General features: G+C 55.8%; 11 protein-coding genes. 7 read left to right on the top strand and 4 right to left on the bottom strand.

Annotation, left to right across the window (positions count from 1 at the left end; all coding sequences use genetic code 11):
* Window positions 1-444 precede the first annotated feature (444 nt).
* The 3 genes from Mal52_RS03965 (at window position 445) to Mal52_RS03955 (ending at window position 5251) form a co-directional block, all read left to right on the top strand.
* Window positions 445-2319, top strand: coding sequence for a glycerophosphodiester phosphodiesterase (locus tag Mal52_RS03965; RefSeq protein WP_145374429.1), 1875 nt, complete (start codon window positions 445-447; stop codon window positions 2317-2319).
* A 207-nt stretch (window positions 2320-2526) separates the two neighbouring features.
* Window positions 2527-4239 carry a chloride channel protein gene (locus Mal52_RS03960; protein ID WP_145374428.1) on the top strand — a complete coding sequence of 571 codons (1713 nt, stop codon included), beginning with the start codon at window positions 2527-2529 and terminating at the stop codon, window positions 4237-4239.
* Window positions 4240-4804: 565 nt separating this feature from the next.
* Window positions 4805-5251: a hypothetical protein gene (locus Mal52_RS03955; protein ID WP_145374427.1), complete on the top strand. Its 447-nt coding sequence runs from the start codon at window positions 4805-4807 to the stop codon at window positions 5249-5251.
* Between the two features lie 13 nt (window positions 5252-5264).
* Here Mal52_RS03955 and cax read toward each other — a convergent pair whose 3' ends face one another.
* Window positions 5265-6461: a calcium/proton exchanger gene (gene cax, locus Mal52_RS03950; RefSeq protein WP_145374426.1), complete on the bottom strand. Its 1197-nt coding sequence runs from the start codon at window positions 6459-6461 to the stop codon at window positions 5265-5267.
* 263 nt (window positions 6462-6724) lie between these two features.
* On the opposite strand from cax, the gene Mal52_RS03945 reads away from it, so the two are divergent.
* Window positions 6725-9724: an Ig domain-containing protein gene (locus tag Mal52_RS03945; protein ID WP_145374425.1), complete on the top strand. Its 3000-nt coding sequence runs from the start codon at window positions 6725-6727 to the stop codon at window positions 9722-9724.
* Here the strand turns inward: Mal52_RS03945 and Mal52_RS03940 are convergent.
* A complete protein-coding gene (locus Mal52_RS03940) occupies window positions 9718-11511 on the bottom strand; it encodes a hypothetical protein (RefSeq protein ID WP_145374424.1) in 1794 nt (597 codons plus the stop codon). The two genes, Mal52_RS03945 and Mal52_RS03940, sit on opposite strands and share 7 nt — an antisense overlap.
* A gap of 489 nt (window positions 11512-12000) precedes the next feature.
* Here Mal52_RS03940 and Mal52_RS03935 point away from each other — a divergent pair, with 489 nt between their 5' ends.
* Window positions 12001-13719 (top strand): hybrid sensor histidine kinase/response regulator, encoded by a 1719-nt coding sequence (locus Mal52_RS03935; RefSeq protein ID WP_231962522.1) that lies wholly within the window; start codon window positions 12001-12003, stop codon window positions 13717-13719.
* Window positions 13720-13820: 101 nt separating this feature from the next.
* On the opposite strand, the gene Mal52_RS03930 is transcribed toward Mal52_RS03935, so the two are convergent.
* On the bottom strand, window positions 13821-14903 hold the full coding sequence (locus tag Mal52_RS03930; RefSeq protein WP_197534645.1) for a bifunctional transcriptional activator/DNA repair enzyme AdaA: 1083 nt from the start codon (window positions 14901-14903) through the stop codon (window positions 13821-13823).
* A 314-nt stretch (window positions 14904-15217) separates the two neighbouring features.
* On the opposite strand from Mal52_RS03930, the gene Mal52_RS03925 reads away from it, so the two are divergent.
* Window positions 15218-17089, top strand: a complete 1872-nt coding sequence (locus tag Mal52_RS03925; protein WP_145374423.1) for a hypothetical protein — start codon at window positions 15218-15220, stop codon at window positions 17087-17089.
* Window positions 17090-17640: 551 nt separating this feature from the next.
* Entirely contained in the window at window positions 17641-18957 is a 1317-nt protein-coding gene (locus Mal52_RS03920; RefSeq protein WP_145374422.1) for an MFS transporter, read from the top strand.
* Between the two features lie 168 nt (window positions 18958-19125).
* Here Mal52_RS03920 and Mal52_RS03915 read toward each other — a convergent pair whose 3' ends face one another.
* A complete protein-coding gene (locus Mal52_RS03915) occupies window positions 19126-21117 on the bottom strand; it encodes a M56 family metallopeptidase (RefSeq protein ID WP_145374421.1) in 1992 nt (663 codons plus the stop codon).

Genomic DNA, 21117 nt, shown 5'->3' with positions numbered 1-21117 from the left:
CATCAGCCGCCCAGCACTTTGCTGGACCGAAAACACCAGTCAACCAGCGGCCTCAGCGCGAACGCTGTAAGCAATGACTTACTGGTGGGGGAGCCAATATATCGCCCCCCCATAATTTGTCAACTGGCCTCGCTTGCTTCAAACCAAAAAACTTAAAAATGGACCGTTCCACCTGCTCAACAAGCAGTACAACCCGATTTCTCCACCACCTCTTGCCCAGCAGGAGCAACGCTAAGACACACAATTCCTCACACAGGTTCACTGGTTCCCCCTATAAATCTCGCTGGGCAACTCCCTTGGCTGACCAACGACCGCCGCCCCCGAACTCACTCCGGTAAAAACCAGCCAGTTTCCATTCGTTTTTTGCCTCCCAGGCCTGCATAATACACAACAGCCCCAGAATACTGTCGCACTCTCCTCGACAATTTCATTAGGAAGCACGTCTTGAAGCCCACAACAACGCCTCGACTTCGCAGTCTGATTGGTTTGTTCCGCCAGAATTGGAGCTGCCTGGCCATCACCGATATAGCTTTTAAGGTGCTGGCCTTTGTTGCGTTGGTACCAATTGCAGCTGCGCTATTTCGTGGATTTGTTGCCTTCTCCGGACGCAAAGTCCTCGCCGATCAAGACATCTTGGCCTTCCTCTTAAGCCCCACGGGAGGGATCGCCATCGTTGTCCTCGGAGCCATCTGGGTCGCAATTCTAGCGTTGGAGCAATCCGCCTTGGCGGCGGTTGTGCATTTCCGCACTGACTCCCAACGGCTGACGACCCGCCAAGCCCTGTTAATTGCCGCCCGCAATGCATGGCCGGTCCTGCGACTCACCGGGCGGATGGTCGTTTGGACCATTTTGGCAGCAGTCCCGTTTTTAGCCGTCGCCGGGATCGTCTACTGGAGCTTGCTCACGAAATACGACATCAACTTCTACCTCACCAAGAAACCACCGGAATTCCTCGCAGCTCTCGCTCTGGGAGCCGTGATTGGCGCTGCTTTCCTGGCTGTGTTCGTGCGAATGGTCTCGGGCTGGATCTACACCCTGCCCTTACTACTGTTCGAACACGTTTCGCCCTCCGCAGCCCTTTCCCTGAGCGGCAAATTGGCCGCCGGGCGCCGTAAAACGATCGTGGCTTGGATTGTCGGCTGGGGGGCCGCCAACTTTGGGATTTCACTGATCGCAGCGGCAATCGTCGGAGGAATCGGCACTTTGCTGATCATTGCAGCGGGGAGCGTCTTGGCGCTGGTGTTGATCGCCGCCGGCGGGATCTTGCTGCTGGGAACGGTCGTCAACTTCGCCTCGACACTACTAAGCACCACTACGTTTGCCGTCATGCTCGTCGGGCTCTATCAAACGCTGGATCGCAAAGACCACCAAACCGCAACGGTGACCTATCAGGAAGAGTCGCGTGCGGCCCGCTTTCTACTGAAACTGACTCGGCGACGGCTTGTGTTTGGCTCACTATTAGCGCTGCTCGTCGCCGGCGCTATCGGGGCGGGACTGCTGCAGAGCGTTCAATTCGAGGAGGATACCTTAATCACCGCTCACCGGGGAGCTTCCTCCGTAGCCCCGGAAAACACACTGGCATCGATCCAAGGCGCCATTGACCAAGGCGCCGATTATGCCGAAATTGATGTACAGGAAACCCGCGACGGCGTGGTTGTCGTAGTGCATGACAGCGACCTCAAAAAGCTGGGCGGACCAGGCACGAAAATCTGGAACGCGACCGCTGAGGAACTTCGCAAAGCGGATATCGGCAGTTGGTTTGACTCAAAGTTCAGCGACCAACGCGTCCCGACTTTGGCAGAAGTTTTGTCGCTCGCGAAAGGTAAAATCCGCGTAAACATCGAGTTGAAATTCTACGGCCACAACGACCGCCTAGAAGAACGCGTCGCCGAAATCGTCGAGGAGCATGGAATGCAGGACGACATTATTGTCATGTCACTGGAACAATCGATGGTGGCCAAGATGAAGTCGCTCCGCCCGCAATGGACTGTCGGACTGCTGACAGCCGTGGCCAAAGGGGACCTGACGCGGCTGGACGCGGATTTCTTTGCCGTCAACCTAAAAATGGCCGACCGGAGCTTCATTCAGACTGCGCACGGCCGCGAAAAGCAGGTTTTTGCCTGGACGGTGAACGATCCACTCATGATGTCGACCATGATCGGTCGCGGCGTCGACAACCTGATCACCGACAAACCCGCCTTGGCACGGTCTGTTCTTGAGCAGCGCGAGGAGATGACTTCAGTGGAACGCCTCCTGGTCGACCTGGGAGGAACTTGGTCGGAGGCAGTGGATCCGGAAGAAGAACCGGTCACGCAGTGAGCTCAAAGCACACACCCGCTCGCAAATTCATGTGCGTGGATGTCCCGATTCCATTTGAATGAAAACCGTCGCACCGCCTGCGATGATGCGGTATAGTGCGTTCGCGGTATACCGTAGTCATCTTATTGAATTCACCGACGATGGCGTTTCCGGGAACCATTTGCGTCTCCGCAATTGGCGACGCAGCCTTGCCAAAGGATTGCTTGAATGACCAATCTTGTTGATTCGACGACACCGAAGCCCTTATCAATCTGGATTATGGCACTGCTCGCTGTGGCGGTCGGGTTAATTGGCGGCTTTGGAGCTGTCATTTTTCGGGGCATGATCGCCATCGTTCACAATCTGCTATTTTTGGGCACATTCTCCTACCAATACGACGCCAACATCCACACACCGACCCCTTCTCCCTGGGGGGCCTGGATCATTCTGGTGCCCGTGCTCGGTGCTGTCGGCGTTGCCTTTCTAGTCAAAACATTCGCTCCCGAAGCCAAGGGGCACGGCGTTCCCGAAGTGATGGATGCTGTCTATTACGGCAAAGGGGCGATTCGTCCGGTCGTGGCGGCTGTCAAATCGTGTGCCTCAGCGCTATCCATTGGCAGTGGCGGCTCGGTCGGTCGTGAAGGCCCGATTATTCAGATTGGCGCCGCTTTTGGATCCTCCCTCGGCCAACTCATTCCCATGCCGACGCACCAACGCGTGACCTTGATCGCCGCCGGCGGTGGAGCGGGGATTGCAGCGACCTTTAATACCCCCATCGGTGGCGGGCTGTTTGCGATGGAATTGATGATGACCTCGATCCGCGCAAAATCGGTGCTACCGGTCTTCATCGCCACGGCAGTGGCAACCTGGATTGGCCGCGAATTCTTAGGTATGAACCCGGCATTCGACGTCCCCACCATTCAACACCCTTCGGGGCATCCGCTGTTTTGGGCCATGTTTCCGCTACTGGTCGTCTTCGGCATCGTGATCGGTCTGGCTTCGGCCCTGTTTGTGCGATCGATCTATTGGACCGAAGACCTGTTCGACAAAATGCCCGGCAATTACTACACACGGCACATGCTGGGCATGCTCACGGTGGGCGTGATCATGTGGCTGCTGATGAATCAAGCCGGCCACTACTATATACAAGGTGTCGGTTACGCCACGGTGCAGGATGTCTTACAGAACACTCTCGAAGCACCCGGATTTCTACTACTGCTCGTTGCGCTCAAATTAGTAGCGACGAATTTAACGTTAGGCTCCGGAGCTTCAGGAGGCGTCTTCTCCCCCAGCCTGTTCATCGGTGCCTGCCTGGGAGGCTGCCTCGGCACGATCGTGCGTTGGATCGACCCCGGATTTCCCGTCGAACCTTCGATCTTCGCCGTCGCCGGCATGGCCGGCATGATTGGCGGCACAACAGGTGCGGTCGCCACAGGCAGCATTATGATGTTCGAAATGACCCGCGACCTCGACGCGGTCGTCCCCATTCTGCTCACAGTCGGCATCGCCTGGACAGTCCGCAAGCGGATTTCGTCACCCAGTATTTACACCTTAAAGCTGCTCCGCCGCGGGCATAACGTCCCCGAAGGCCTAATGTCCGATATGCCCGCCGCACTGACGGCCAAACAGGCGATGACAACCGAGTTTTCCACAACGACAGCCAACGACGACTCCGTCCCCACGGAAGCAGCCCCCGACGGAACGTTTGTAGTCCAGTGCGAAGGCAACACCGTGCGCGGCGTTCAACCTGGAAAAAGCTGCGTCTTTGTCGAGGAATCAAGTTCGTTGACGAACGTCCTCGCCGATTTGGACGACACAGGCGCCGACGTGGCGCTAGTCTTCCGCGACGGCAGCGAGCATGCGGCCGACGACGTGGTCGGGGTGATTACGCACGACCTCATCGCCCGCACCCTGGGGCGCTCGGCAACGCTTTATCGTTGAGGGGCTTGCGACCTTATCCCGCGTGCCAGCGTGATGTGACCAATCTAAGAGCCAGTGACGCAGCAAGGCCTAGAATCATTTCAAGACCATTCACATAGCGCATCCCTGCAGCCAAACCCTGCCAAGGAACCACCTGAGGCTTTGCTGCCATCGTCGCCGGAACCCACTAATGGCGAACAAAATCCAGAAATTGCATTTTGAAACACCCTACCAAAACCACCCAGCTTCACACGTCGCATTCGTTGACGTTGACTACAAATAAGGACCCCCGCCCGATAGCGCAGGACGGTGCGGAAGCTATGGGTATGTGGATTTTTATGGACATGTGACCCCAAAATGTTGTTGCATTTCAACACACTCGGCTGTGACGCGAATTCCCGCAGCAATAAATATAAAAACGCAAGATGTTCCTGAGAAATGACTTACGCGCAAACTCTCCGCAGGTGCCGCATTTTGGCCCACTATTTGCAACTGATTGGCAGCAGGGGCACGACGCCGACGCCTACTTGAGAACTTGTCGGTGTCATTCATCAGTCAACTTGGGTCTAATTCAGGGCGGGCAAGAATGGTTTCCAACAAGTCTCTCGATACTTTTCCTCGTGACGGCTACATCGTGATGGATATGGGCGATATGGAGATCTGGGACGGCGCTGACTTGGCGTTGATTCGGGAAATGTTCACTCGGCTGGTCGACGGAGCCAAACATCAGCGCGTCGGCATTGATATGAGTTCGGTCAAATACATTCCCAGCGGATTTTTTGGACTGCTCTACGACTGGTACGAACGGGGCATCGGCATCCGCCTTTACGATGCTCAGGCGCATGTCCGTGACATGATGTGGTTTCGGCAGTTTTTTGTCGACGATGGACGGGGCTGCTACGAACTGACAGCCGTGACTTGCCGCGACAACGCGGTTGAGCAAGAAGACGAATGCGACACGCTGCAGGAAGTGGACATACTCGACCTATCCGACAGCAACGACCAACTGGAAGTGGCGGGACTGCACTCCTAACCAAGTCGATACCCTAAACGTGACTCAGCCAGTCACCGTCGAAATCTGGTAAAATCCAACACAGCATGCCCGCCGGTTGTTCAATGACCGCGCGGGCATTTTCGTGCGCCTCCGGTTCGGGCAGGTTGAAAAAGGCGATTGCTAAAATCAAATAGACGGCCAGCAGCAACAGCCCCTCCAACCAGTTGGACTCCCCGTCAAAGGCGACCAGCCCCACCACCATCACCGAGACGACGATCGCCATGACTTCCAGCATGCTGAAGACCAGATTCATGCGAGGAAAACCGGGAAGATAACCGGCAAAGACCAACACGGGCGCGACGAACAAGGCAATCTGCAGCGCCGAACCGACGGCGATATGATAACTCAGTTCCATGCGATTCTTCAGCGCGACCAACACAGCTGTGGAATGCTCAGCCGCGTTTCCGACGATGGCAACGACGATCAGGCCGACGAAGGTTTCGGTTAATCCCATTGCCAGCCGGGCTTCTTCGATGCTGCCGACGAGAAATTCGCTCATCAGCGCCACAAATACGGTCGCGCCGACCAGTACGGACAACGCCGTTTTACTGGACCAATGCGGCTCGACCGTGGCAAATCCGTCCGCATCCCCCGGGCCATTGTCGTGTTCCCCCGCATAGAGATGTTTGTGCGTGACCAAGCTAAAAATCAGCATCAGCACATAGACGGCAAACAGCACGACGGCGATTTCGAGACTCAAGGACTGCTCGTTGGCCTTGGTATGAAACAACTCCAAATGGACGTGAAACATTGCCGGCACGACCAGCCCGATTGCCGCCAGCGCCAACAGCGTGGCTGACATGCCGGCAGCGGTGGAATTGAATTTCTGACGCGAAAACTTCAGTCCCCCCGCCAGAAAACTGGCCCCCAAGACGAGTAACACGTTTCCCAGGATACTGCCGGTGATCGAGGACTTTACGACTTCGATCATACCGCGGTGCAAGGCAAACAGGGCGATGATCAATTCCGCCGCATTGCCGAAGGTCGCATTGAGCAACCCGCCCCAACCGGCTCCCAACTTGTCAGCCAGGATCTCGGTACTTTTGCCCATCAACCCGGCGAGCGGAACGATGGCAATGCCCGACACGATGAACACCCACATTCCCGGAGCACCGGCGAACTTCAAACCGATCGCCACCGGCACGAAAACCAACAATGCATTCAAGACGCCGATTTTGCGAAAATCCATCTCACCGACTCCTCCACGATGCGTGTTCCAGGTCGAAGCACGATACCCCGTGATCTGGAAAAGAGCAAATCTACCGGGTGGGCGGAGTAGGCTTGAGGCTTGAGGCTTGAGGGTTGGTGGGGTGATGCTGTCTGGTGCCCTTCTCCGCTTCTCATACTTCCGCTGCATATCGCAGTTGTTTGATCGAATCAGTTTGGCATAATGCAGGGATAATGTTTGGACTTGAAAGATGATGCACATCTGAGGAAAGGCTCGCCACCGGTATGATCACTTTCGATTGCGAGGGGTGCCACAAGAAGCTGAATGCTCCTGAGCGTTTGGCAGGGCGGCGGATGAAATGTCCCGGTTGCGGGCATCCGGTTGAAGTCCCGGCATTGGACGATGTCGTGGAAGAGGCAGCGGACGGCATTGTGTTGACCTCCACGCCGGAAAAGGCTGTGGACAAATCCTCGCTCGAATTTGATGCCGCCCCGCCAAGCTATACCACGCGGCGCGCCAAAAAATCGTGGCAAGGGACGATCGTGGTCCTGGTGTTGTTTCTGGGGCTCGCCGCGATCGGTGGATTCGCGTTTTACAAAATGCGGGCCAATGATCCTCAATTGACACTGCCGCTCGTCAACAGCGAAATCGTGCAGGAGTTACAACCGATCTCGTTCACCATCGCCGCCGGCAAGCCGGCAGGGTGGAACGGTCGTGTGCAATATGAACTCGTCACCGCTCCGCCCGGAGCAACCATTGATCCCGCTGCCGGCAGTTTCGCTTGGACGCCCTCCGAGGAACAGGGACCGGGGGAATACAACTTCACGATACGGGCCTCGTCCGAAGATGCCTCGGCGAAACCGGCCGAAGTTTCGTTTTCCTTCGAGGTACTGGAGCTGAATCAGCTGCCCAAGATCGCGCCGCTGGAGATTCTCACAGCGGAGTCGGAACGTCCGCTCGAATTTCGTATTGAAGCCCACGATTCGGATATTCCCGCAGCAAAGCTTGTACTGCGGATTGCCGATGGGGCGCCACCGGAGGCAAAGTTTGATGCGGCGACTGGGGAGTTTCGCTGGACGCCCAAGCCCGAACATGAGGGCCGCGAATTCACCGTGATTTTTGAAGCGTCCGAAGGAGAGGGAGGGCTAAAAACCACGGAGGTCGCACACATTCACGTCCGCGCGCCGCTCAGTCCCACCGAGCGGATTTTCGATCAGTGGCGAGCCGCCGGCAGTGAGGTGCAATTTCAGGAGTACGGTTCACCGCTCCCGATTCAAGGATCGGCCCAGGTCGTGACCCTCAACGACGAACCGGTCACGGTCTTTGAATTTGGCGATGATGTCTCTCGCATGGCGGCAGCGGTCTTGATCAAGAAAGTGATCCAACCGGCCGGCGAGGGAGCGACGGAATCGGAACTGCGGTTTTTCCAACGCGAGCGACTGGTCGTTGTTTATGCAGGAGACGATGCCGAAGTACTCGGGCAATTGACAACGCAATTCCAAGCTCCGTTTGCCACGGGAGTTTTCCCCGCCAAAGAACCAGAGCCGCAGCCCGACACCAAACCCTCCACCGAGGACACGCAACCGGCCGGTGATACAGCGCAAACGGAATTGGATGATCGCGTGTATCAGCTGTTCGAGGACAATCTTCTCTTGGTGCCCAAACGATACCCCGAACTGCGTGAAGCTTATGCGGATTATTTTGCAAAGTCTCAAGCAGCAACGATCCAAGCAGCCTTTGGCGATCAACATGCCGAGATGACTGCTTGGCTCGACGAACAGGCGAAGATCAAGCAACTGCTGTATACGGCCATCAACCCGGAAACGGACAATGTCGAGCGGGCGTTGCAGTTGTTCGCAGAATTGAAGCAGCAATTCCCCGAACAGATCATCCCTTATGCCAATTTGGCGATCGCGATTGCCGTCACGTGGGACGATGAAAACAGCCGGGGAATTTATGATTACGGACGTCACCAACGACGCGTGCATGCGGAGATGCCGGATGACCTCGTGGGCGCTGTGGAGAATTTTCGGTATTTTGTCGACGCCAAAAAAATCATGCAGGGCCGCGCGCAATATTTGCCGTGGGAGTTTTTGACCCATCTGGTCAATCACCGCACCCCGCTCGTGGAACGCCAATGGGCGATTTCAAACTACCTCGCCCAGCGAGCCGGCATGGGCAAATGCTACGGCGACGTGCCCTACGATAAGGATATGCTGAAGACCGATGACCGCATCTGCAAGATGGACGGCAAAGAGTATACGTTGGCCAACCTGAAAGAATGGGGCGGCGTGTGCGCGCAACAGGCGGATTTTGCAGCTCGGGTCGGCAAGAGTTTGGGTGTGCCGGCTGCCTATGTGCGGGGTGAAGGCAACTCGGGTGGACTCCATGCCTGGGTGATGTGGATTGAATTGAAACGGGTCACCCCGGAGTCGATCGACTTTGAGTTACTCTCGCATGGTCGGTACCGGATGGATCAATACTATGTCGGCGAACTCTATGATCCGCAGTCGAATCAGAAAATTACCGACCGCGAACTGGAGTTGCGTTTGCATGTCATCGGTAGCAATCCGCAGGCCCACCGGCAGGCAGCCTTGGTGATGCGGGCCTATCCGATGATTCGTGACCGCGCCGAACTGGATACCACGCAACAATTGGTCTTTTTGCGCAAGGTCGCCGACTTGTGTCCGGGGCTTCCCGAAACTTGGGACGCACTTGCCGCGATGTCTCGTGAGGGTTTGATTACTAAGAAACATTCGCGACAGATGGATCGCTCGTTGGAATTGTTCTTTACGACCTATGCCGGCTACCCCGATTTCACTTGGACGATTTTTGACGACCTGATCGCGCATCATCCGCAATCCAAAGACCGCCTCGCTTCCTACCACCGTTTGGTCGGCATGTACGAAGCCGCGGGGCGTCCCGATTTGGCGTGCGAGGCTCGGCTGAAAATGAGTGATGACCTTGTGAAAGCGGATCAACCCCAAGTCGCGATCGAAGGCTTGGCGTTTACGATCAAGAAATTCGCCGACGAAGGCCGCTACGTTCCGCGGATGCTCGACCGCTTAGAAGAGATCTGCGCCACGGTCCCGGGAACCGATCCGCGATTGGTTGAATTCTACCAACAGTTTTTGCCCACAATTCCCACGCATCGCGGCAACTCGCCGAGCGACTATTGCGTCGCCATGTTGCGTCGCGGCATTGCATTTTTCGAGGCGCACCAACAGCCCCAATTGGCCAAACAATTTCAAAGCCGCCTCGCGAAACTCGAAAGTGGTCAGTGAGTCGCGGCGGGGCGTTCGATTTCCAGGGCAATGTGGGAGACTTCGCAGTCGTCGAAATCGGTCGCGTCGCGCATGGAGGGATGTTGCCGGATTTCGATTCGGTTCTTGCCCACCTGTAGTGCTTTGATGGGAATCGGAATGCGGAGTCGGTCCGGTTTATCGACGTCGGTCCTGAAATTGATCCGCTCGTTCAGTGAGCCTTGCGGATGGCCATTGATGCTGAGATACGTGCCGAGGTGGCCGGCGCGGAGTTCGTCCAGAAACGGTCGACCCGGTGGAGTCTCTGGACCGGATGGTTCCAATTGGGCAACGCTGAGACTGACATACACCGGCGCTGTCGGCAATTCGTCCAAAGAAAAGTCGACGGACAGCGGATCTCCACTGGGGTGCGAGCGGCGAAATTGCGGTCGCAGTTCATCGCCTAAATGCCGAATGCCGGGAAACAACAGTTGGTATTGGCCGACAAATATCGGTTCGATCTTTTGAATTCGTTTCCACGGCCACCTTTGACGGCCCAAGAGGGGATGCGTCCAAGTCACCTCGTCGGCGGTCGCTGATTCCAGTGCCACTGTTAAGAACTCTGAAGGCGCCTGGGGAATTGCGGAAGCCGCGCGGATTTGAATCCGGGCCGCCGCACCCGACATGGGAGGGAATGTTGGTTCTGCTTCGCGGCGAAGTAGTCCCCGCAGTTCGCTCCACGGCACGTCGACTGCGCCGAATTTCCCCTGCATCCGCACTTGCGTCGCGTTGACCTGCACAATCGAACCGAAGATTTCATCTCCCGTGGCCATGATCAATACATCCTGCGTCTTCGCACGCAGTTCCGTCTGTTGGCTGGCAACGAAACGTGTGATCCGCAGATCATCAATCCGCAATTGAGCGTCCGTTGCGGCTTTCTTTTGGGGAGAGATGCGTATCGATTTCAAGACTCCTTTCATCGCAGGTCCGGCGGCCAGCACGGCGTCGTCGATGAGCACCATGGTATCGAGCGAATCGAATTGCACGCGCAAATCATGCCATCCGGCGGTGCGGCGCAATTGTTGATGGCTGAACCGAGGCCCGAGCGGCGCTTTGAGAGCGTATGCCTTTTGTGACGGTCCAATTTCTGTGCGGAGCACGCGTTCGCCGAGTTGAGTCTCGAAACGGAACTCGACAATCCAGATCGAACCGGCATCCTGGGTAGAATAGTCATGGAAACTCAATTCGACCTGTCCGGCCGAAAAGGGTGTGGGCAATTGATAATGCAGCGGAGGCGCCGCGCTGGATATCAGCAGGCTAAATTTCCCCGACCGGCTGTGCTGTGGGTCGCGCCGAGGATTTTCAGTCGGCGGCCATTGCAGGGGTTCCTGTTCAAAATCTTCGTAGAGGAGATTCACCGTTCCTTGCGGCTGGAAGATCGCGGCGACTGTGTCGGTGGGAATGGTGCAAACTTGGTCATCACCGGCCAACCGTAATTCAACAGAGTCAGGGGACCATTTGACGATCTCACCACTGAAGGATTCTCCACTCACCAGAGAAATCCGCCGCAAGGCGCCGCGAGCGGTGACAGTGGAAACCGGCCGCTGATTTGAGATGGATTGGATCTTGCTGAGAGGAATAGGCGCGGCGTCGGCAGCGGAGAAAAAAAACAGTGTTTCGGGCGTTTTTCCCCGCAGTTCCCCAGGGATCACACGTCGATCCTTGAGTCGGGCGGATTGCTCAGCAGCGGTGACGTCTGCCCCGGCAAATGCCGCTCCCAACAGAAGAAACAACGTGATACATTGAGACCAGTAGGACGGGGCGGACAAATCCGCGCAACTCCCCTGGAACTGAGTGGATAACCTCAGTCGGTACTGTCGATGTAATACGAAGGGATTTCGAATCATTGTTAAGAGTGGCAGTCCGGTGGCGAATACCGCTGGGAACGGAAATCGGAATCTCAAAACTTGAAATCTAGCCTGAGTGACCTGTCATGGGAATCGTCTTCACGATGTCGTCCGGGAGTCTGGGTTAGCAGAATTGCGAAACGTTAGTTTCGAGGAGCGACCCGCGGACGTCAAGCAGATCGGTCAATCGACTGGACAGAACCCTAGATTCTTTTATGTTGTCTGTTGTGGACCGTGATGAACGTCATTGTCTGGGCAGTGTCGTGTGCATCTTAAAAAACTGCAGGAAAACAAGGGGCATAAGCTTGCCGCGGCGCGTTTACTTCGCCTGTCCTCGGCTTGCCGCGCGTCTTGTGGCGCTCTATAATTTCTTCAGAATCGCGTGCCGTACCGCTCAGGAGCTGAAAACAAGTGGCCCATTCGCCTCGAATGCTAATCCTTGGGGAGGACAACCAACAAGTTGGTGCACTGGCCGACCAACTCCGAGGTGCGTACGAACCGATCGTCCCTGGTTCCATGGAAGCGGGCCTCGCCGAACTTCGCAAGGACGATGTCTCGGGAGTCTGCTTGGTTTGCGACGACAAAGACGCGCTGTCGGCAGCGGCGTTGTTGTTACAGCACGGAGGAATTCTACAACAGATTCCTGATGGGCTGGTCTTGCTCGATGCATCGCTCGAAATTGTTTGGTGTAACCCGCGTTTTCAACAACTCGCCGAATCCGACGAACCGGAAGTTGTGGGACGCGGGTTTTATGATGTGTTTGGGACCCCCGATATTCTCGGACCCGACTTTTGTCCGTTCCATACGGCGCTCGGTTCGGGGACCGCTTCAAAAAGTACATTGCGCATTGGCGAGCGCTCTTACTATCAAGTTCAAGCGACACCGGTCCTCACGCCGGGACAAGCCGCGCCGAACATGGTGGTGGTACTCGTTCGCGACATTTCGGCCGAGACGTTGCAACAACAAAAACTCAATGCCATCTATCAGGCCGGGTTGGAGTTGGGTGACTTAGCGCCGCAAGAAATTTTGGAGATGTCGGTCGACGATCGCATCGAATTGCTCAAATCCAAAATCGTCAACTACACACAGGACCTGCTGGAATTTGAAACGGTCGAAATCCGTTTGGTGGATCAAGCAACAAAGCGGCTGGAACCGCTGCTTGTTTCCGGGATGGAAGAGTTAGCGGCCGATCGTGAATTGCATGCCAAGCCCCAAGGCAATGGTGTGACCGGTTTCGTGGCGGCGACGGGCAAAAGCTATCTCTGCGAAGACACAGCCAACGACCCGCTGTATCTGCCCGGCGCGCCGAACGCACGCAGTTCCCTGACCGTCCCTTTGATTCTGCACGATCAAATCCTGGGAACCTTCAACGTCGAAAGCCCCCGCCCCGGCGCGTTCACTGAGAATGACCTGCAGTTCTTGGAGTTGTTCAGCCGCGAAGTGGCCGTCGCTTTAAATACGCTTGAATTGTTGGTGGCGGAAAAAATGACGACCGCCAGCGAAAGCATCAATGCCATTCTGCGGGAAGTCGCTCGGCCGGTCGATGAAGTGATCAACGACGCCGCCCGCGTTTTGGACCGCTACATCGGACACGAACCGAAAGTGACCGAACGGTTGCAGCGGATTTTGAAACACACCCGCGACATCAAACAGTTGATCCAAAAGGTGGGGGATGCGATTACGCCCAAGGGCTCAAATCCCTCGATTCCCCCGCGACCGCAACGGCCGAAATTGCGGGGCAAACGGATTTTGGTCGCCGACGACGACGACAGCGTCCGCGAAGCGGCTCACGAACTGTTGGGCCGATTCGGCTGCGAAGTGGAGACCGCCCACAACGGCGACGAAGCGTTGTTGATGACCCGCAGTTTCCAATACGACGCCGTACTGGCCGATATTCGCCTGCCCGACATGACCGGTTATGAGTGTTTTTGTCAACTGCGCGATATCCAATCGGACCTGCCGGTGATTTTGATGACCGGTTTCGGCTACGACCCCGATCATTCGATCGTCAAAGCACGGCAAGCAGGCCTCAAGGCGGTGCTTTACAAGCCGTTTCGCATCGACCAATTGCTCGACGAAGTCGAAGCCGCCTGTTGCAACTCGGTCGAAAATACGATCCACGCGGATTAGTGGATTATCTCGACTCAGAAATTTGGGGGCCACTGGCTCTGCCAGTGTTTTAACAGTCGCTTCGCAGGTTGGTTTCGCACTGGCAAAGCTCGGCGGGCCGATCAGTTGCCGTCGTTGCTCCGCTCTCCACGCACGACCGCGAATTCGTGTCGCAGCATCCACTCCTTGCGACGCAGCCCTCCGCCATATCCTCCCAATTGCCCATCGCTGCGCACCACACGATGACAAGGAATGATGATCGCCAAACGGTTATCGCCATTAGCACGACCGACAGCGCGGTGCGCGCGAGGATTCTGCGCCGCCACGGCAAGGCGTTCATAACTCGACGTCTCGCCGTAGGGAATCTTCAACAGCAACTCCCAAATCTGTTGTTGAAACGGGGTGCCAAGGAGACAAATCGGTACGTTAAAATCTTGGCGGCTACCGGAGAAGTATTCGGTGACTTCACGAGCGGTCTGTTCAATCAACCGATTGTCCCCCGGCAGAAAACGGCACTTCAATCGTGCGGACAAACGTTTGATCTGCGTTTCCAACATCCGCCGGTCGGCGAATTCCAGCAAGTGCAGATGATCGTTATCGGCGGCGGCAATCATGGGACCGAGCGGTGTGGGAATCCGGTTGACGGTCAGGACCGCGCCGCCGTTATCGATTTGTCCCGGCGTCGTCCCGAACCATTTTTGAAAAGCATCGCGAAATCCACTCAGCGATTCGTAACCCGCAGCATAGGCAACAGTCGTCGGGTCATCCCCCACCGACAATTGCGCCAACGCTCCCGCCAAACGTCGGCAGCGCAGATAGCTGAGAAACGTCAGCCCATGATTGGCCTTGAACCAACGATTGACGCGGGCCGGGTCGACTCCCAAGCTGCGAATTTCCTGATTGGTCCACCGCCGCAGTGGATCGACGTCGACCTGTTCCATCAACGCGTCCAACCAGGCGGGCGTCATCCCCGCCACATCCAGCGGCCGACAACGTTTGCAGGCGCGATAACCGGCGGCAATCGCGTCCGCAGTATTGCTGAAAAACGAGACGTTTTTTTGCAACGGCTTCTTCGCCGTGCAGGTCGGTCGACAGAAGATGCCGGTGGTCTTCACAGCCACAAAAAACAGGCCGTCGTACTCCGAATCGGACCGCAACAGGGCTTGATACATTTCATCGTCAGTGGGAAGTGGGATGGTGCTCATGTCACGATGATACGCGCCGCTGGGCGGGCCGCTACCGAAAAACGGGCGCGGAATTCGGAATGTGGTATTGGCCGGACGAAATTGCTGCAATCGTGGATGAGAGAACACACGCCGTAAAACAGTAAGTTACTAATACGTACCGATCGGGCGGCAAATCGAATCATCTGTATTCGCCGGGGTAGCAACGGGCATATCGTCTGAGAAACCCTATTGTCAGCTTGGCTTAAAGCTGTAGGATGCTCATTTGGCACCATGTTTCGTGGACATTGTGCAGCGATTGCGGAGGCAGCGCGCTAAAACCGACGAAAAATGTCATGCCGAAGGAAGACACGCTTATGCCTAGGTGGATCTCAATCAGATGGTTCGTGTTAACCCTTGCTGTGTGCGGCAAGCTTCAAGGAGCCGATCGCAACGACATCGATTTTCCGGAGTTGTTGAAGATTGCAGAGCGTTACGACCTCCCGCTTCCTCCTGAAAAAGCCCCTTTAATTTTAGCGTACACGGATAGGACAACATTGACGGGGGATTCCTCAACGAGTCACGATCCTGGGATATATCGTCCCGCATTCCTTCTAGAAAAACTACCAAATGGTCAAGCCCGAGTTTTAATGGGGTGGAATACGACCGTGGTTTCCACGGATGCAGACCATCGGCCGTCGACTCGCCCTTACTCACTGCAGCCACAACAAGCGAAACCGAAAGGTTATGTGTTGGAATGTAACAACATGTCATCGTTCGTCACGGCTTTGCAGTTAGCGCAACGCAGCGAGATGGAAAAGGCCAAAGACATTTGGGAGCAGGTCAACGCGGCCGAGTACTTTGAAACCCGGAATGCGGGGGAAGACTTGGGGGAATACAGAGCCAACCCCCAGGTGTTACTGGCTCATGGCCTTTATCTGCATCTCTATGAGGCGGTCTTGCCGGCAAACGCCGACATGAAGACCATACTCAAAAAACTCTTTCAATTGAAACGGGAGTATCCTGATCTCTTCTCGGACGATGAGGATCTCTATTACCCCTATCGCAGGACTCGATTTGTCCGCGACCTTGGACTGACCATTGCCGCAGAGACGGCCCCCGAAGGTTCCGTGGAGGCATTGTTGATCGGCTGGGGGAACCAGAACAACAAATTCTGGCACTTGGGTTTCTTTGACGACCACAACATTGATTCTGCACGACCGGCACGAGAGATTTTCCTAATGGGAGCAAAAGTGTTCCCGGAACTGAACAGACTTAGCAAAGACCAACGCCTGACGCGTCAGTTAGATTGGGCATTCGTGATGAGAAGGCCCGCAGAACGGATTCGGTTGGGGCAATTGGCAACGCAACTCTCAGAGGTTATGGCCGGATCCCAAAAATCTGAGACAGCAACTTCCCTTGGGAAACAAAAGGGTTGGGAGAAAGAGTTTTTTGAAAAGGCCGCGGTCGACTTGGAAAATCGCCGAATCTCAGGTTTTCACGAGGTGCCACTGTGGATTCTCGGCCAAAAATATCCCCAGTCGCTAATGACGATTTGTTCGAAAATTCCCTCGCGCGCTTCAAGGGACGCTCGCCTATTTGAGCTCGCGGAGACTGTAGCGAACTCAAAATTAACCAGCAAAGAGAAGACGGAAGCGTTAGTGGGTATGTCCGAGCGTTTGAGTGATTATTCGCGAAAGCGATCAGTGCTTCAGCAGCTCGCAAGGGTCAACGAAGAAAGATGCATTGAGCTGCTTCAACCCGTCCTCGCCCAGTTGCCGAAGGATGTCAATGAAACATATTGGACGTGCGAAGCGGCGGGTTACACACACGTGGTGATGCAATTGCAAAATGACCGGATCTGGAAGGATTACCTGGAGGTTGCGAAGCATTCCGCAGTGGGGCTGAGAATGGAGATAATGGATCCCATGAATTATTCCTATATCAAGGATGAAAACCGAAACCGACGCCTCGCGTTCTTGGCGTCATTCCTCGACGACACTGAAATTCGCGATCCATCCATTGATGCTGCCAAATACGAGGGACCGTGTGCAGCTTTCACCTTTGGGAAGATCACGGTGCGGGATTTTGCGGCAATGAAAATTGCCTCGGTTCTCGATTTAGAGGAGCGCCCAGACGAGTTCTGGACCCAGGACCAGTGGTCGCAGTTGCGTCAAAGAGTGCGGACGGCATTGAATCGCGAAGACCTTCCCACATTGACGCCTTAGCCGAATCTCGACGTTCAGCCGTGCTAAATCACAATGCTTTACTCCCTGGTCGTACTAAGGCGGCTTTGCAGTCAAAAGTCCTAGGGGCTCAACCAATTTTTGAAACTCAATGCAGTAACCGGACCGTACCATGGCACTGTTGGCGCAGCGAGTTATTAGCTCAAGGATGAGAGCGACCGCTCATCTAACACTGGACAAATGGCTGTAGCGTTGCTTCGTGAAGGTCACAGCCTCAAGGAACCATCATTGGCCATCAGTACCGTTCTGTTCTTAACAATGCGAGTGAACTTGGCTCGTGATACTGGTAAGCAGCGGCAATGTAACCGGCCCCTCATTATTCATCAGGGTGTAAACAGTTACGCCGACGCTGCCTCGTTAGGAAAATGGCCCTCACAACCCGTATAAACCGTGCGAAACGCCTACCGATCTGGTTGGGAAATTGATGTCAAATAGCGGGGCGCGTTACTGCGGACTACACTTTTGACGCGTTTCCATCCCTCCGCGCGCCTCGCTATCGCCGTTTTTCCCAGCCACGAAAGTCGTGAAACCTTATGTGCTCCGCTCCTGCTTTGGACGTCGAACCAACTGCCGGCATACCTACTGAGCCTGCCGATGCTCCTCCCGAGACATCGCAGCGACGGGTGATTCTTGCGGGGCTGATCGGCAATGTCATGGAGTGGTATGACTTTGCGGTGTATGGCTATCTGGCCACCGTGATTGGTCGGCTGTTTTTTCCCGACGGCAATCCTGCAGTCTCAGTAATCGCCGCCTTTGGCGCGTTTGCTGCGGGGTTCTTGGTGCGGCCGCTGGGGGGGCTCGTGTTTGGGCGGATCGGTGACTTGATCGGTCGCCGGCACGCGCTGACCCTCTCCGTATTGGCGATGGCTGTTCCGACAGTGATCATGGGACTGCTGCCGACCTATGCCACGATCGGCATGGCGGCGCCGATTTTGATTGTGTTATTGCGGATCGTGCAAGGGCTTTCCGTCGGGGGCGAATATACCAGTTCCCTGATTTTCTTAGCCGAGCATTCTCGAAAAAATCGACGGTCGCAAACTGCGGTCTGGGGCATGTGGGGCGCCACGGCGGGCTGCTTGCTCGGTTCGGGTGTGGCGGCGTTGGTTTCTAATCTGCTGAGCGATTCGCAACTCATTGCTTGGGGTTGGCGGATTCCGTTCTTGGTCGGCGCGCTGGTGGCAATCACCGGGTTTCTGCTTCGCCGCGGCATTCATGCAGAAGCTCCGGCCTGCGCTAGCAAGCGACCGGTGCGGGATACCTTCGGTAAGCATCGACTGTCCGTGTTGAAGGTGGCCCTGCTGAATTTGAGTAACGGCGTGAGTTACTACACGGCGTTTGTGTATTCCGTGACGTACATGAAATCGGTCGATAAGTTTTCCGAAGGCGTGGCGCTGAATTTGAACACGGTCAGCATGGTGGTGCTGTTGGCCGTGTTGCCGATCACAGCTTGGATATCCGACCGCATCGGCCGCCGCCCATTGATGATCGCCGGCAATTTGATTCTGACCTTCGGAGCAATCGGGTTGTTTCACCTGATGCACAGCAGTGATCGGATGACGATTTTCTTAGGCGAGATCGGTTTTGTCCTGGCAGTCGGCCTGATCGCCGGGGGCGTGGTCGCAGCCAACGTCGAACTGATGCCGGCAACCATCCGCTGCACGGGATTGGCCTTCGCTTACAACGCCTCGATCGGGTTGTTTGGCGGGACGACACCGTTGATCGCGGCGCTGTTGATCTCCATGACCGACAATCCAATCTCCCCCGCCTGGTGGGTGACGGGGACCGGGGCGATCTCGCTGGTGACGGTGCTGTTCTTTGTAAGAGAGACGGGGCACGAACCGTTGTCGTAGGGTGCGTCGCGACGCACCTTTCCATGCTGTACAACTGATTCCCGACTCAATCAACTCGCTCTCCGTTTGGGAGACCTTCGGTCGCGATGGTGCGGGGTCGGGAGACCCGCGCACAACGTTACTGGGTGCGGGGTCAAGAGACCCGCGCACAACGCGGACAAAACGTTGCTACTTCTTGCGCTCGACGATGAGAGTTCGCACCTTGCGTTTTTCCTTTTTGAAGGTCAGCCCCGTCTGCTCGGTTACCTGTTTTAGTATCAACTCCGGTTCCTTGGCCTGTTGGCGATCTTCCTTCTTAAATTCCCCCAAATTGTATCCCCAAACAAAGTCACGAATTCCAGAAGTGTCCAAATCACCGACGATAGGCTTCTCGACCCACATCCCGACCCAACGCAAAAACTCGTCCAATTCACCGCGTCCAATCCAGTTTCTCGTTAGGACTGCGTTGGGCGGCTCGCCGTAAATCTCAATTCGTTTACGGTCCGGATTGATCGGTTTGAATTTGAATTCTCCGCGGGCGACATAAACTTCTCGTTCGATGTCTTGGAGCTTCATCGAAAGTTTCTGTTCCGATTGGTCATTGAAGGTTTTCTCGAATTGAGCCAACACCAGCTGGCTAGTCGCATCGAGGTCCACGGAGAAATCGCCGGTGATAGTGAGTTTTTCCAGGGATTTTTCCCCGAAGATAATTTCCTGCGGATAAATCCCCATCAGACTCCTGGCCGCCGCCTGCAATTGCATTCCGTTGCTGCCGGAAGGAAGAAGAGTCCATTGAAGACAATCCCCATCTTCGAATCCAAAAATCATTGTACCCGGCCCCCGGGGAATGGCTTCTCTTTGACTATCCGATAGTTCTTGATAGAACGCCAATCGACTCTTGGGGAAGGGTGGTGCGATGCGTTGGAGCACGAATACTCGGGGTAATTGATAGAGTTTTTTGTATTCGGCCGCCAGCGCACGTCTCTCCGCATCACTCATTTCGCCGACGAGAGGATCATCGGCAACCCGTATTGGTTCGGCCTTACTTTTCGTTTCAACCTGAGGTTTGGTAGTCAGCTTGATTTCAGGCTGGGTATCGGCCACCGCCTGCGAGTCGTGCGTTGAAAACGCAATCACCATGGCCAGACACCCGATCAGCGATAGGGAAAGTAACCCGCCGATCCACTTAGATGTGGGCGACGAATCTCGCGGTGAGTCGATCAACAACCGTCGCACGCGGGCCAGCAAATCGCCGCCGTTGGCCGAGGCAGCCAGGCCCACGGGTTGGCTGCCCAATTCAGCAATGCGGGCCAGCACGCGGGCGTAGGCGACTTGATTTCCGACAATGCCAACCGCCATGTCGTCGCAACAGTTTTCTCGTTCGATGCGGATCCGTCGCGACAACCACCAGACAGCTGGATGGAAGAATAAGAGGATCTCGACGATGCTCTGCAGGATATTCACCAAATTATCGTGGCGGCGCACATGAGCCAATTCGTGCGCCAAAATGGCTTCCAGTTCGCGGCTGTCCAAACCCATCAGTGAACTCGCTGGTAATAAAATCACCGGTCGCAGATACCCAACCACCGTCGGCACGGAGACCAGCGCGGACTGCAATAATTCGACCGGTCGCTTTAGTCCCATGCGGTGGCAAACCCGCTCGAATGCCGCGCGTGCGGCGTCGCTCACGGGTGTTGTCTGTCGCACACGCAGCCGTTGCACAAACCGCCACATCACGATGAGCCGTAGCGACAACAGGCCAACTCCACAGGCCCACAGAAAAACGGCCCCAGGAAGCAACGGACGGAATTGCGTCGCGAGACTCGGCGAAACCGCCGCACCACCGTTCCCAGCGGCAATAAAAATAGCGGGCGGACTCGCGGTCATTGGCTCGGTATCGAGCACTGCGATGTTCCCACTACGATTGAATTCATTCCCAACTTGGCTAGTGATCGGGGAATCGAGTGTCATGTTGAAATAAACCGTAACCGGCACAAGCGCCATCACTGCCAAACCAATCGTCGCGGCAAGGTACCGCACCGCAGCCGTGTGGCGCCGCAATGCGAACAATTCGGCGGCGACGATTGCGGCGACAATGGCCAACAACCAGACCGAGTGCAATAAGGTCCAGCCAATGCGGTCGGTCAGCGGATGATCCAGCAACGTGAGTAGCGCTTGCAT

This window comes from Symmachiella dynata (assembly GCF_007747995.1).
Taxonomy (GTDB): domain Bacteria; phylum Planctomycetota; class Planctomycetia; order Planctomycetales; family Planctomycetaceae; genus Symmachiella; species Symmachiella dynata.
Note: the sequence above shows the minus strand (reverse complement) of the source record. Positions and strands in the feature narration are given on the sequence as shown.